We start from the raw sequence: 13,439 nt of genomic DNA, 5'->3' as shown, positions 1-13,439 counted from the left end.
AAGAATGACGAACAAGATTGTTGTGATCGATGGGGTGGGCAACCTGCGCTCGGTGGCACAGGCCCTGCGCGCCGTCGCGCCCGAGGCCGATGTGCGGATTTCCAACGACCCGGCCGTGATCGACGCGGCCGACCGCGTCGTGCTGCCGGGCCAGGGCGCGATGCGCGACTGCATGCAGAGCCTGCGCGAATCCGGCGCCGAGGACGCGCTGCTGCGCGCGACCCGCACCCGTCCCGTGATGGGCGTGTGCGTGGGCGAGCAGATGCTGTTCGAGATGAGCGAGGAGGGCGATGCGCCCGGCCTGGGCCTGCTGCCCGGGAAGGTGGTGCGCTTCCAGCTCGACGGCCGATTGCAGGCCGACGGCTCGCGCTTCAAGGTGCCGCAGATGGGCTGGAACCGGGTGCGCCAGGCGCGCGCCCACGCGCTGTGGAACGGCGTGGCCGACAACAGCTATTTTTATTTCGTGCACAGCTATTTCGCGGTGCCGGACGACGCCGCGCACACCATCGGCGAGACCGACTACGGCGCGCCGTACTGCTGTGCGGTCGCCAGGGACAACATCGTCGCGACCCAGTTCCACCCCGAGAAAAGTGCCGCTGCCGGTTTGCAGCTGTACAAGAACTTCGTTCACTGGAATCCGTAATTTCCGCCGTCAACCCGGCCATTAACCTAATCGATACCGACCATGCTGCTGATCCCCGCCATCGACCTGAAAGACGGTCACTGCGTTCGCCTGAAACAAGGCGATATGGACCTCGCCACCGTGTTTTCCGAAGATCCCGCCGAGATGGCGCTGCACTGGCTGAAGAAAGGTGCGCGCCGTCTGCACCTGGTCGATCTGAACGGCGCGTTCGCGGGCAAACCGAAGAACGAAGACGCGATCAAATCGATCCTGCGCGTCGTGCAGGACTACGCCACGGACAATGAGCTGGACGAGATCCCGGTCCAGCTGGGCGGCGGCATCCGCGACCTCGACACCATCGAGCGCTACCTGGACGACGGCATCACCTACATCATCGTCGGCACCGCCGCGGTGAAGAACCCGGGCTTCCTGCACGACGCCTGCGGCGCCTTCCCGGGCAGTATCATCGTCGGCCTGGACGCCAAGGACGGCAAGGTCGCGACGGACGGCTGGAGCAAGATGTCCGGCCACGAAGTCATCGACCTCGCGCAGAAGTTCGAAGGCTACGGCGTGGAATCGATCGTCTACACCGACATCGGCCGCGACGGCATGATGGGCGGCGTGAACATCGAAGCGACCGTGCGCCTCGCGCAGGCCGTGCGCATCCCGATCATCGCCTCGGGCGGCCTGCACAACCTGGCCGACGTGGAAGCGCTGTGCGCCGTGCAGGACGAGGGCATCGAGGGCGTGATCTGCGGCCGTTCGATCTACGAAGGCACGCTCGACCTGGCCAGCGCGCAGGAGCGCGCGGACGCATTGACCGAGGGCGCGCAGGCGTAAAGGCCGCCACCCCTGAAACCGTCGTCCCCGCGCAGGCGGGGACCCAAGGTTTGCGCGCATATCGACTGCGCGTGCAAATTGGGCCCATGCCTGCGCAGGGGCGACGAGCTAACTTAGTAATCTTATGCTCACAAAACGCATCATCCCCTGCCTGGACGTCACCGGCGGCCGCGTCGTCAAGGGCGTCAACTTCACCGAACTGCGCGACGCCGGCGACCCGGTCGAGATCGCACGCCGCTACAACGAGCAGGGCGCCGACGAGCTCACCTTCCTCGACATCACGGCGTCCAGCGACGGCCGCGACCTGATCCTGCCGATCATCGAGGCCGTGGCATCGACCGTGTTCATCCCGCTGACCGTGGGCGGCGGCGTGCGCAAGGTCGAGGACGTGCGCCGGCTGCTGAACGCCGGCGCCGACAAGGTGTCGATGAACACCTCGGCCGTGACCAATCCGCAGCTCGTGTACGACGCCTCGCAGAAGCACGGCTCGCAATGCATCGTCGTCGCCATCGACGCGAAGCAGGTCGCGCCCGGCAAGTGGGAAGTGTTTACCCACGGCGGCCGCAACGCGACCGGCCTCGATGCCGTCGAATGGGCCCGCAAGATGGAAAGCCTGGGCGCCGGCGAACTGCTGCTGACCAGCATGGACCGCGACGGCACCAAGTCCGGCTTCGACCTGGGCCTGACGCGCGCCGTGTCGGACGCGGTCGGCATTTCCGTGATCGCTTCCGGCGGCGTGGGCGGCCTGCAGGACCTGGCCGACGGCGTGCTGAAAGGCCATGCGGACGCCGTGCTGGCCGCCAGCATTTTTCATTACGGGCAGCACACGGTCGGCGAGGCGAAGCGCTTCATGGCCGAACGCGGCATCCCGATGCGCCTCGACTGACTGATGGAACCGACGACCATGGTGACTCCGACCACCCCCCCGACGATCCCGGCCCAACCCTGGCTCAAGAAAGTCCAATGGGACGAGCACGGCCTCGTGCCGGTGATCGCCCAGGAAGCCGGCAGCGGCGACATCCTGATGTTCGCCTGGATGAACCGCGAAGCCCTGGCCCGGACCGTGGAGCTGGGCGAGGCCGTGTACTGGAGCCGCTCGCGCAAGAAGCTGTGGCACAAGGGCGAAGAGTCCGGCCACGTGCAGAAAGTGCTGGAAATCCGCCTCGACTGCGACGAAGACGTGGTGCTGCTGAAGGTCGAGCAGGCCGGCGGCATCGCCTGCCACACCGGCCGCCATTCCTGCTTCTTCCAGAAGTTCGAGGACGGCGACTGGCACAGCGTCGAGCCGGTGCTGCAGGACCCGGACACCATCTACACCAACCCGAAAAAGAGTAAATGAGCACGCAACTGGAACGCCTGGCGGCACTGATCGAAACCCGCAAGCCGGCCAACGGCGGCGACCCGTCGTCCTCGTATGTGGCCAAGCTGTTCGCCAAGGGCGACGACGCGATCCTGAAAAAGATCGGCGAGGAAGCCGTCGAGACCGTGATGGCCGCGAAGGACGTGCGCGCCGGCGCGGACGTCTCGAAGCTGCTGTACGAAACGGCCGACCTGTGGTTCCATTCGATCGTCCTGCTGGCGCAGTTCGGCCTCACGCCGCAGCAGGTGCTGGACGAACTGGCGCGGCGCGAAGGCATTTCCGGCATCGAAGAAAAAGCGTCGCGTCCGCAAGACTGACCAAGACTGGAGAGAACATGGACAACTGCATCTTCTGCAAGATCGCCGCCCGGCAGATTCCGGCCAGCGTGGTGTACGAGGACGACGAATTGCTCGCGTTCAAGGACATCAACCCGGCGGCGCCCGTGCACCTGCTCGTGATCCCGAAGCAGCACGTGGCCACCTTGTCCGATTGCACCGATGCGCACGCGACCATCCTCGGCAAGATGCTGGCGCTGGCGCCGAAGCTGGCGGCTGAACACGGCATCGCCGTGAAAACCGGTCCGGACGGCCAGCGCAGCGGCGGCTACAAGACGCTGTTCAACGTCGGCCCGGACGGCGGCCAGGAGGTGTATCACCTGCACCTGCACGTGTACGGCGGCCCGCGTCCGTGGCGCGGCCTGGGCACGTAAGAGCGGGAACGGGGCCTGGTCTTTTTCCCTGAAGGAAAGAGGGCATTCTTGCCCTGCATCGCTTATACTGGCGTAGCTTTACGCTTACGCTGATCGGGCTGCTGCCCGGCAAGGAGAAAACAATGGGTTCGATGAGTATCTGGCACTGGCTGATCGTGCTGGTCGTGGTGGTGGTGGTGTTCGGTACGGGCAAGCTGCGCAATGCGGGCTCGGACCTGGGCAAGGCCGTCAAGGGTTTCAAGGATGGCGTGAAGGGCGACGAAGACAAGGCCCCGGGCCAATCGACCGCGCAGCCGCCGCAACAGGTGGCCGACAAGTCGACGATCGACGTCGACGCGCGCGAAAAAACGCGCCACTGATCCCGTTACCCGTCCATGATCGATCTCGGTCTTACCAAACTCGCCATCATCGGCGCGGTGGCGCTGGTCGTGATTGGCCCGGAGAAATTGCCTAAGGTGGCGCGCATGGCCGGCACCCTGTACGGCCGCGCCCAGCGCTACCTGCACGAGGTGAAATCCGAGGTCTCGCGCGAGATCGAGATGGAGGAGTTGCGCAACCTCCACAAGGATATCCAGGACAGCGCGCAAAGCTTCAAGTCCGAGGTGGAGACGTTCAAGTCCGAGGTCGAGACCACCGTCTCGGGCCATATGGGCGAGGTCGAATCCGCCTGGCGCGGCGACACGGCCGTCATGCCCACGACGGCCACGCCGGACGACATCGAGCGCAAGGCGCGCGACTTCCGCCGCAAGAAGCTGGCCAAGACGTCGAGCATGCCGGCCTGGTACAAGAACCGCCAGGGCACGCGCCAGCACGTGCTGTCCGGCGCCGCGCGCGTGCGCAAATTCCGCCCCGGCGCCACCTCCAACACCAAATTTTTCTAGATGACGGCCACCTCCGGACGCCGCATCCTTGCGCCAGATGACTGAAGAAACCGCGGGCGAAGAAACCTTCATCTCCCACCTGGTCGAGCTGCGCGACCGCCTGATCAAGGCGACGTACGGCATCGTCCTCGCATGCATCGCGCTGCTGGTGTGGCCGGGCCCGGCACGCATCTACGATTTCCTCGCCGCGCCCATGCTGGCCGCGCTGCCGGCCGGCTCCAAGATGATCGCCACGGGCGTCGTCTCGCCGTTCCTCGTGCCGATGAAGGTCACCTTGCTGATCGCCTTCATCCTCGCGCTGCCGTGGGTGTTCTACCAGGTCTGGGCGTTCGTCGCGCCCGGGCTGTACGCGCACGAAAAGCGGCTCGTGCTGCCGCTCGTGATCTCGTCGTCGTTCCTGTTCATCGCGGGCGTGGCGTTCTGCTATTTCTTCGTGTTCGGCCGCATCTTCCACTTCATCGGCAATTTTTCTCCGAATTCCATCGCGGTGATGCCGGACATCGAGAATTACCTCGATTTCGTGATGTCCATGTGCCTCGCGTTCGGCGCCACGTTCGAGGTGCCGGTGGTCGTCGTGATCCTCGTGCGCATGGGCATCGTCAGCGTCGAGAAGCTGCGCTCGATCCGTCCGTACGCCATCGTCGGCGCGTTCGTGATCGCCGCCGTCGTGACCCCGCCGGACGCCGTCAGCCAGCTGGCGCTGGCCGTGCCGATGTGCCTGCTGTTCGAGCTGGGCCTCATCATGGCGCCGATCTTCGTGCGGGTGACGCAGGCGCCGGAGGAACACGCCTGAGCGTGCATCCCGCTCCCTGAACGACGGCGCCTGCGGGCGCCGTTTTCATTACCGCCGGCGGTTGTGAAATCGCGGATCGAGCACGATACAATCTATTTTGTTGCTGTTAAAATATTAACTTCAACGAATATTGTGTCGCGACTATGAGCATTATCGGCTGGATACGTGAAGGCGACGCCGCTTCCTGCGGCGGGCATGTCGAACAAGGGCACCCGACCTGCACGAGCCATGGCAAGCCGCTTGCCCATGAGGGCAGCCCCATGAAATGCAGGAAGAACTGTGTGGTCAAGGCGGGGGAGCACCACTTCACCCTGCCGGATGGCCTGCCGCAGGCCTTGCATGGCGATACGACCAGCGGCGGTTGTCCGCTGACGTCAACCCTCAACGGCATCCATGGCATCGACGATCCGTCGGACGCGCCGATCGCCACGGCCTATTTCCAGCCGGCGGCGACTGCGCTGGCCGCCGCCGGTATCGCCGCCGCACCGCTGGACGACGAGCCTTGGGTGCCCGGCCGGTACGACGACCGCTACGTACTGCTGGGGGCGAGCGACGACGAACCGCTGGCCCACGTCGACTACGCGATCGAGCGCGAGGACGGCAGCGTCGAACACGGCACCACCGACGCACACGGCCGCACGCATTTGCTCAAGCAGACGCTGGAGCAGGAACATGTGCGCGTCTACCTGGTGGACAATGCATGAGCGCCGTGCTGGACAGGAACGGCAGGCCGATGCGACTGGTCGCGGCCACGAACACGACCCCGGTGGCCGACGCCGGGACCAAGACATTACGCGTCTGCAACCATGGCAACGACGTGGTCGGCATTGCCGAGTACATGGTCGCGGAAATGCAGCGCAACCCGTTCACCGAGCAGGGCCGGAAGATGACGGAGGCGAACGCCTACGACATCGGCAAGGAACTGGAGGCTTGGCAGGCGCTGCCGTGGTACGCAAAATTCGGCGGCCCCCCCGACTATGCCGGTATCGCCATGGGCAGGAAGACGGCCGCCTACAGCATCTGGGCCGAGCGGGTGGGTCCCGGACGGCCCTGGGATCACAAGCCTATCCTGGCCGCGCGCCTGAGCAGACAAAATATCTTCCGCAAGGGTTGGCAGCGCTACGGCGACAACGATTACTTCTACGATATCTGGTCCAACATCCATTACGGCTACGTCGGCGTCGCCTGCGGTTTCAGTCCCGACGAGCTGCTGGGTGGCGCCGGACTGGCCCAGGCCGGCAGCGACATCGGACGTGACCTCGCCAAATGGCGCCTTCCTCGGGTCCAGCACCATCCTGAAAACGGCAACTGGGCCAATGCCCTCGACGATATTCCGGACCATATCTCCATCAAGCTGGGCGTGGCCTTGTACAAGCAGGCCAAGCCGGCAGCGCTGACCGTGGCCCTTCTACTCAAGGCGGTCGCCGGCGTACCCATTCCCTGGGGCAGGCGGGGAGACGTCGCCAAACGCCCGCACCAATGCTCTCCATGAAAAGGTCATCCATGCTGAAAAAACTCCTGGCCGTTGCTGGGGCAATCGCAGCGCTGTGGCTGGCGATAGGCGTGAACTCGTTTACGTTGCCGGTTGTCTTCCTGCATTACTCCTCCGCCGCCACTGCGCCGGTAACCTATTTCTTTAACGAAGACAACGACATCGTCAAGGATCAGCTGATGCCCGGAGAGAGCATCGAGTTCCGTACCGCCCGCCGTCTCCATGCCGGTTACTTCATCGACGTCAGCCTGCCGCTCGCAAGCCGCGACGGCGTGGAAATCAGGAAGCCGTTCAGCCGCGTCGACGTCTATATCGGGCCCGATACGAAGATCGAGCGCACCGTCGTGAAAACCGACTTCCTGGCCCGTATCGCTTCCAACTAGTGTCGCGTTCGACACATTGTGTAACACCAATTTAATTGCATTACGGGATTATTTGCTTAAAATGCATGTGTGTTACTAGGGAAAATTATTTTATGTCACTTTTAAGGCGATGCGGCGCGCGCAGTCAACAGGAAACAGATGCAAACAGTTGTCCAAACAATCCATGATCTGATCGTCGGCGCCGCGCAGAACAAGCGCATCCTGCGCATCTCCTTTCCGCACGACGACGGTCCGGACGCGCAATTGCTGGCCAACCAGCTCGACGCATTCGAGTCGCTGTCGCGCGACTTCGAGTACCGCGTCGAACTGCTCTCCGATAGCGCCACGCTGGCCCTGAAGGAAATGCAGGGCAAGCTGATGACGGCGGAGCTTGTGCGCGGCGATGGCTCTGTCCGTTATTTCAGCGGCTACGTCTTCAGCTTCCGCCTGGTGACGACCGATGGCGGATTCGCGTTCTATGAAGCCATCCTGGGACCGTGGCTGAAATACCTCAGCCTGCGCAAGGACAATTACCTGTTCCACGGTAAAGCGCTGCGCCAGCAGACCGAAAGCATCTTCGCCGACTATTCCGTCCTGCCCGACTGGGACTGCCGCATCCAGGGCGAGGACCTGCCGATGACGGACGCCTGCCAGTTCGACGAGACCGACCACAACTACCTGCACCGGCGCTGGGAAGCGGCCGGCTGGCATTATTGGTACGAGCACACGGCGCAGGGACACAAGCTCGTGCTGTCCGACGATTCGCGCTACGCCGACGTCATCGACGGGGCCGCTGAGGTGCGCTTCCAGAGCCAGGGCGGCGCGATCGAGGAGGACGGCATCGCCCAGTGGTCGCCGGTACGCAGCATCGCGCCGTCCAGCGTGGCCCTGACCGCATTCAACTTCAAGCGGCCGGTACCGGCCCAGGCCACCATACCGACGGTGAACCAGCAGGGAAGCGTGCTTGGTGTTGAATCCTACGAATACGCCGGCGCCTACGGCTTCAGGGACCGCCAGGATGGGGACCGCCTGGCGCGGCTGCGCATGGAAGAGGCTGAAGCGGCCGCCAAGCATTTCGAAGGCAGCGGCAACAATCGCTTCGTCCAGCCGGGGCGCTGGTTCCGCCTGTGCGACCACTTCCTCGCCGGTACCGGCTTGCCCGACGACGACGGCAAGGATGAATTCCTGGTCCTGGAAGTGCGCCACGTGGCGCGCAACAATTATTTGCAGAACACCCTCCCGGCGGACTACAGCAATACCATGCGCTGCATCCGCAGGCAGATTCCCTGGCGTCCCGGGCGCGGCTACAACAGCACCGACACGCGTATCCTGGCGCCCCAGACGGCAACCGTGGTGGGGCCGCAGGGACCGGACAGCATTCACACCGACGAGTACGGCCGCATCCGCGTCCAGTTCCACTGGGATCGCGAAGGCGCCGAGGACGAGCGCAGCTCGGCTTGGCTGCGCGTGGCCAGTTCGTGGGCCGGCGGCGAACTGGGCGCGGCGGCGGTGCCCCGTGTGGGCAGCGAGGTGATCGTGCAGTGGCTGGGCGGCTCGCCGGACCGCCCCATCGTTACCGGCAGCGTCTTTAACGAACGCAATATGCCGCCCTGGCAGCAGCCGACCCAGCATGCGTTGACCGGCCTGCGCAGCCGCGAGCTGGCACCCAACACCGGCAATGCCGCAGGCGGGCGCAGCAACCACCTGATCCTGGACGACACCTACGACAAGATCCAGGCGCAGCTCAAGAGCGACCACCAGCACAGCCAGCTCTCGCTGGGCTACATCACACGCGTGGAAGACAACAGCGGACGCAAGGACGAGCGCGGCGAGGGCTGGGAACTGGCCACCAATGCCTGGGGCGTCGCGCGCGCCGGCATGGGCATGCTCCTCACGACCGAGGCGCGCGACAACGCCGCCGGCCACGCCAAGGACATGGGCGAGACGGTCGGCCGCCTGAACGCCGCGCGCGAGCGCCACGACCAGATGGGCGACCTGGCCCGGCAGCACCTGGCGCAGCAGGCGGACGTCGACCAGGCGGCGACCGGCGCGGCGCTCGCCGCGCAGAACGAGGCCATCCGCGGCAGCGGCAAGGCGCAGGGCGAATTGAGCGAGCCGCAACTCGTGCTGTCCAGTCCGGCCGGTATCGCCGCCAGCACGGCGCGCAGCACACATCTGCAGAGCGACCGCCACACCGTGCTGACCACCGGCGAACACTTGTCGATCTCGACCGGCAAGAGCCTGCTGGCGAGCCTGACCGAGAAACTCAGCGTGTTCGTCTACAAGGCGGGCATGAAGCTGTTCGCGGCCAAGGGCAAGGTGGAAATCCAAGCGCAGAGCGACAACGTCGAGATCATCGCCGAACAAGTGCTCAAGCTGATCAGCACCAAGCAAAACATCGAGATCGCGGCGGACAAGGAAATCCTGCTGCATGCGGGCGGCAGCTTCATCCGAATCAGCGCCAAGGGCATCGAACAGGGAACCGCCGGCAACTGGGAGGCCCACGCCGCCAGCCATGCCGCGACCGGCCCGCAGAACCTGGATGCCTCGTTCGCCGCGATGCCGGCCGCTGAAGTCGGCCCGCACAGCCTGCGCTTCGCCTTCCCTGGCGCGGACGCCGCCGTCGTGGCGCTGGGCGTGGTCGGCAAGCCGTACCGCATCCTCGACAAGCTGGGCAAGCAGGTCGCGGCTGGCGTCGTGGGAGAGGACGGGCGCCTGCCGCGCCTGGAATTCCCGGACAACGACCAGCTCACGCTGCACGTTGGCGAGGACAGCTGGCGCAGCGTCAAGCTGGAGGGGAGCGAACCGATGCCCGAATTCGAGCGGCTGGACGACGAGTTCTACCGCGAAGAGGACGAAGCGGAGCCGGCATTCGCACCGGAAGATTTCGGCCCCTATGCTTCCAGGCTGGAAGGTCTCGATGGATCGCTCCACCTGAGCCCTAATCTGCTTCGCAAACTCATTACCAATCCCGAAGGGGACGATTAAGTCATGATCAAGAGCATTTTCAAAACACTGGTACTGGCATCTTGCGTGGCACTGGCAGGCGGCGCCATTGCCGCGACACCGACCGGCGCCACCAGCGTGTCGTCGGAACAGCAAGGCATGCATCAGTGGCAGGTCTTGGGTGGCAAACTTATTTTGATCAATGGTGCGTACCAGGATGTCCTCGTCTACAAGCGCAGCCTGACGTTCTACTTCGAAAGCAAGCCTGGCGAAGAGTGGTTGCACGCCCCGATCATCGACGGCGACAAACGGAATGCATTCACTTGGTTCAGCATTTCCCAGGGTGAGCAGACCGTCGCGGATGCTGCCGTGGTGGCCCGCGCCAACAGCGTCGAGGTCGTGATCGCCGAAACCAAACCCCGCGTCGTTGCGCCGATCTCCGTGACTTGGTACCGGTTCACCGAGGCCGGCGACGACGAGACGGACGGCCCCGCTTATTTCTTCAAGAAGACTTCCGCCACGACCTACCCCGCCAATGCCAAGTTGACGGTCGAGCAGGTGCTGAAAAAAGAAGTCGCCGCCAAAATGAAGAAATAGGACTACAGTCATGAGTCGCGAATTCATCAGCGCCAGATATGACGCCGAGACCCTGACCGTGGATTACGTCGGTGACGACGGTACGCACCTGCTGCGTACCGGCGGCACGATCGCCTGGCGCTTCAACAACCCCGGCAATATCCGTCCACCCCGGAAGGGCAAGCAGCTGATCATGGGCGCCATCGGCATCGGCAAGACCAAGAAAAATGCCTCGTTCCTGATATTCAAGAGTTACGCCGAGGGCCGGCTGCAGAAGAAGCAATTGCTGCGCCGCGCCTACAACGACCGTACCATCTATACGATGCTGACCGGGATTCCCAACCCCGATGTACCGGGGACGCTGATGAAGGGATATGCGCCGGCCACGGACGATAACGATCCGCTGCGTTACGCCAATGCGATCAGCAAACATACGGGCTTGCCGATCACGATCAGATTGAGCGACATTTCCGATGCCAAGCTGGAAGAGGTCCTCGATGCCATGGAAAAGTTCGAAGGCTTCCATGCCAGTCAGAATACGCGCCACGAACTGGAAGTTCCGACCACGTTGGTGACCGTCTCCGACGGTGCGATGCCGAAACCGGACCTGCCGGCGCAGATCAAGATCGGCGACAAGACCTACGAAAAAAAGACGGACCCCAGCGGCCAGTTGCCCAGGATCGCCCACACGCAGCCCGGCAAGAAAGTCGAGATCCATTTCCCTGATGTGACGGGCGTCTGGAAAAAGCAGTTCGAGTTCGTGATGGACGGCGTGTCCAGTGCCTATGTGCTGCTGCACGACCTTGTCAGCTACGAAGCACCCACCGCGCCGAAGAAGCCGCCGGCCAGCGTGACCAACCCCGCGCGCAAGCCGTTCGACCACGTCGTGGCGCAGAAGGAAACCCTCGGCGTCCTGGCCGGACGCTTCGGCACGACCGTGGCCGAGATCATGAAGGACAATCCCGCCATCAAGGATCCTGCCAGGATCTACGTCGGCCAGGTGATCGGTATCTATGGCCCGCCGTCGGGCCAGCGAAGGACACCCGCGGCGCGTCCGGCGCCCAAGGCGAAACCGAAGCCGGCAGCGGGTGCGAAGCCGCCAGCGGCCACGCCGCCTGCGACCGGCGCCGACCTGACGCGCAGCAAGAAAGGCGCCGGTGAGCCGCTGGCCATCGTACCGGCCGACCAGAAGACGGCGCCATGGATGCCCGTGGCGATCGCGGAAGCGAAGAAATGGGCCGGAATGAAAGAGGACGTCATCACCAAGACCGGGAATTTCCACAAGCGCGTCGGCCTGGGCGGCAACATGGTGACCACGCCCTGGTGTGCATCGTTCGCCAATTATTGCCTGATGACGGCCGGCGCGCCTTACGAGAAGAGTGCCTCGTCGCAGTTCGCAACCTGGTCGAAGAAGTTCAAGAAGATCGACAAGCCCGTGTATGGTGCCCTCATGGTCATGCGTAACTATGTAAAAACAACAGGCAAGGCGCACGGGACCGGACACGTCACATTCGTATATGGCAAGACGAAAAAGGGAACGATTGCCGGCCTCGGCGGCAATCAGAGCGATCGCTTGAAGGTATCGGAGTATTTCTTGACAGCCGTTTCTGCGCGTTTCCCCCTAAAGGACGGCACGATACTTGAGCAGAAGTTTCATGGCTTTTATATTCCGGTGACTTACGATCAATACGCAAAAAGTCAGGGTGAACCCGAGACCATCGATGTCGATGACGTCAACAATAATTTCCTGAACATTAAAGCCGTATCCGGCGCAAACGAGAAAACACAATGATGAGCAAATCCACGAAAGCGATCATCGTGCTGGGCCTGTCCATCGGCACCGTGGCAGCCCATGCCGGCTCGCCGGACGGTATGAGCGTTGCTGCCATCGGCAGCACGGCGGCCGCACCATTCACCGCTGCGGTGACGCGTTTTTTTTCCGACTACAAACGCGATGGGATTAGTTGCGGCGACGATGCCTTGCGCATCGAGCGCATTTACACAACAGGCTTGCCACGGCAAATCACCAGCGAGTTGGCGCTTGCTGCCGCGGGTGACAGAGCCAGGCACAAGAAGCTCGCGAAGATATTGACCAGCTACCGCGGCGATTCGCTTGACCATGGCTTCGATGCGGTCCTCGCCTACGACGTCAAGGACGGACAACTGCGTCTATATGGCATTTCCGGCAGTTTGCACCAAGACGTACTGGAATCGCATCTGTCCGTGGAGGCAGCGCAGGACCAGCAGAAATTCAACATCGCAGCCTGCAAAGTGCTCGCAAGCCTGCCAGTGCTGGTCACGCCTTGATACGGATTCGAATGAACTACACGACGACCACATTGTTCAAATACGTAGTCATGCTGGCCGCAATGATCACCGGCGCCACCGCAGCCCATGCCGGCTCTCCCGACGGATTGAGTATCGCCGCCGTCGGAAACGCATCGGGCGCGCCCTATACCGGCGCGATCAAGCAATTCGTCGCGGACCACCACGCCCGCGAGGTCGCCGACTGCAACCAGAGCATGCTCAATGTCGCCAATGTCTACTTCACTAACCTGCCGCCGCAACTGACCGGCGACCTGGCCGTGGCCGCCGTGCACGACAAGGCCAAGCGCAAGCGGCTCGGCAAGCTGCTCACGCGCTTTCGCGACGCGACGCTCGACCACGGTTTCGATGCCGCGCTGGCGTACGAGGTCAAGGATGGGAAAGTGCGCCTGTACGGCATCTCCGGCGACCCCGACGAAAAAGTCCTCGTATCGAGCCTGACCCTGGACGAGGCGCAGGACCAGAAAAAATTCAATGTCGCCGTGTGCAAGGCCGTTGCCAGCTTGTTCGTGCTGGCCGAACCTTGAGCACCA

17 protein-coding genes are annotated in these 13,439 nt (G+C 63.5%); all 17 read left to right on the top strand.

Going from position 1 to position 13,439, the window contains the following annotated elements; all coding sequences use genetic code 11:
* Positions 1-4: 4 nt before the first annotated feature.
* A complete protein-coding gene (gene hisH, locus U9J41_RS12175; RefSeq protein ID WP_322402449.1) occupies positions 5-643 on the top strand; it encodes an imidazole glycerol phosphate synthase subunit HisH in 639 nt (212 codons plus the stop codon).
* Between the two features lie 42 nt (positions 644-685).
* Positions 686-1,462 carry a 1-(5-phosphoribosyl)-5-[(5-phosphoribosylamino)methylideneamino]imidazole-4-carboxamide isomerase gene (gene hisA / locus U9J41_RS12170; protein ID WP_056437724.1) on the top strand — a complete coding sequence of 259 codons (777 nt, stop codon included), beginning with the start codon at positions 686-688 and terminating at the stop codon, positions 1,460-1,462.
* A gap of 124 nt (positions 1,463-1,586) precedes the next feature.
* The gene (gene hisF / locus U9J41_RS12165; RefSeq protein ID WP_322402448.1) at positions 1,587-2,348 is read left to right on the top strand and encodes an imidazole glycerol phosphate synthase subunit HisF; all 762 of its coding nucleotides are present in this window, start codon (positions 1,587-1,589) and stop codon (positions 2,346-2,348) included.
* An 18-nt stretch (positions 2,349-2,366) separates the two neighbouring features.
* The gene (gene hisI / locus U9J41_RS12160) at positions 2,367-2,801 is read left to right on the top strand and encodes a phosphoribosyl-AMP cyclohydrolase (RefSeq protein ID WP_322402447.1); all 435 of its coding nucleotides are present in this window, start codon (positions 2,367-2,369) and stop codon (positions 2,799-2,801) included.
* A complete protein-coding gene (locus U9J41_RS12155) occupies positions 2,798-3,139 on the top strand; it encodes a phosphoribosyl-ATP diphosphatase (protein ID WP_056437731.1) in 342 nt (113 codons plus the stop codon). The genes hisI and U9J41_RS12155 overlap by 4 nt, the downstream gene beginning before the upstream one ends.
* A 17-nt stretch (positions 3,140-3,156) precedes the next feature.
* Complete coding sequence (locus U9J41_RS12150; RefSeq protein WP_322402446.1) at positions 3,157-3,531, top strand: histidine triad nucleotide-binding protein; 375 nt, start codon at positions 3,157-3,159, stop codon at positions 3,529-3,531.
* A gap of 122 nt (positions 3,532-3,653) precedes the next feature.
* Positions 3,654-3,890 (top strand): Sec-independent protein translocase subunit TatA, encoded by a 237-nt coding sequence (tatA, locus tag U9J41_RS12145; RefSeq protein WP_322402445.1) that lies wholly within the window; start codon positions 3,654-3,656, stop codon positions 3,888-3,890.
* Positions 3,891-3,905: 15 nt separating this feature from the next.
* Positions 3,906-4,412 carry a Sec-independent protein translocase protein TatB gene (gene tatB / locus U9J41_RS12140; RefSeq protein ID WP_322402444.1) on the top strand — a complete coding sequence of 169 codons (507 nt, stop codon included), beginning with the start codon at positions 3,906-3,908 and terminating at the stop codon, positions 4,410-4,412.
* A 37-nt stretch (positions 4,413-4,449) separates the two neighbouring features.
* Positions 4,450-5,205 carry a twin-arginine translocase subunit TatC gene (tatC, locus tag U9J41_RS12135; protein ID WP_322402443.1) on the top strand — a complete coding sequence of 252 codons (756 nt, stop codon included), beginning with the start codon at positions 4,450-4,452 and terminating at the stop codon, positions 5,203-5,205.
* Positions 5,206-5,348: 143 nt separating this feature from the next.
* Positions 5,349-5,909, top strand: coding sequence for a PAAR domain-containing protein (locus U9J41_RS12130; protein WP_322402442.1), 561 nt, complete (start codon positions 5,349-5,351; stop codon positions 5,907-5,909).
* Positions 5,906-6,697 carry a polymorphic toxin type 44 domain-containing protein gene (locus U9J41_RS12125; RefSeq protein WP_322402441.1) on the top strand — a complete coding sequence of 264 codons (792 nt, stop codon included), beginning with the start codon at positions 5,906-5,908 and terminating at the stop codon, positions 6,695-6,697. Before U9J41_RS12130 ends, U9J41_RS12125 begins: the two co-directional genes overlap by 4 nt.
* Before the next feature lie 11 nt (positions 6,698-6,708).
* The gene (locus U9J41_RS12120) at positions 6,709-7,080 is read left to right on the top strand and encodes a hypothetical protein (RefSeq protein ID WP_322402440.1); all 372 of its coding nucleotides are present in this window, start codon (positions 6,709-6,711) and stop codon (positions 7,078-7,080) included.
* A gap of 138 nt (positions 7,081-7,218) precedes the next feature.
* Entirely contained in the window at positions 7,219-10,047 is a 2,829-nt protein-coding gene (locus U9J41_RS12115) for a type VI secretion system Vgr family protein (RefSeq protein ID WP_322402439.1), read from the top strand.
* 3 nt (positions 10,048-10,050) lie between these two features.
* A complete protein-coding gene (locus U9J41_RS12110) occupies positions 10,051-10,602 on the top strand; it encodes a hypothetical protein (protein WP_322402438.1) in 552 nt (183 codons plus the stop codon).
* Between the two features lie 10 nt (positions 10,603-10,612).
* Entirely contained in the window at positions 10,613-12,373 is a 1,761-nt protein-coding gene (locus U9J41_RS12105) for a C40 family peptidase (protein WP_322402437.1), read from the top strand.
* Positions 12,370-12,888 carry a hypothetical protein gene (locus U9J41_RS12100; RefSeq protein WP_322402436.1) on the top strand — a complete coding sequence of 173 codons (519 nt, stop codon included), beginning with the start codon at positions 12,370-12,372 and terminating at the stop codon, positions 12,886-12,888. The genes U9J41_RS12105 and U9J41_RS12100 overlap by 4 nt, the downstream gene beginning before the upstream one ends.
* An 11-nt stretch (positions 12,889-12,899) precedes the next feature.
* Complete coding sequence (locus U9J41_RS12095; protein WP_322402435.1) at positions 12,900-13,433, top strand: hypothetical protein; 534 nt, start codon at positions 12,900-12,902, stop codon at positions 13,431-13,433.
* Positions 13,434-13,439 lie beyond the last annotated feature (6 nt).

This window comes from Massilia luteola, from assembly GCF_034420155.1.
In the GTDB taxonomy this organism is placed as follows: domain Bacteria; phylum Pseudomonadota; class Gammaproteobacteria; order Burkholderiales; family Burkholderiaceae_D; genus Telluria; species Telluria luteola.
This window is presented reverse-complemented; position numbering and strand designations above follow the sequence as displayed.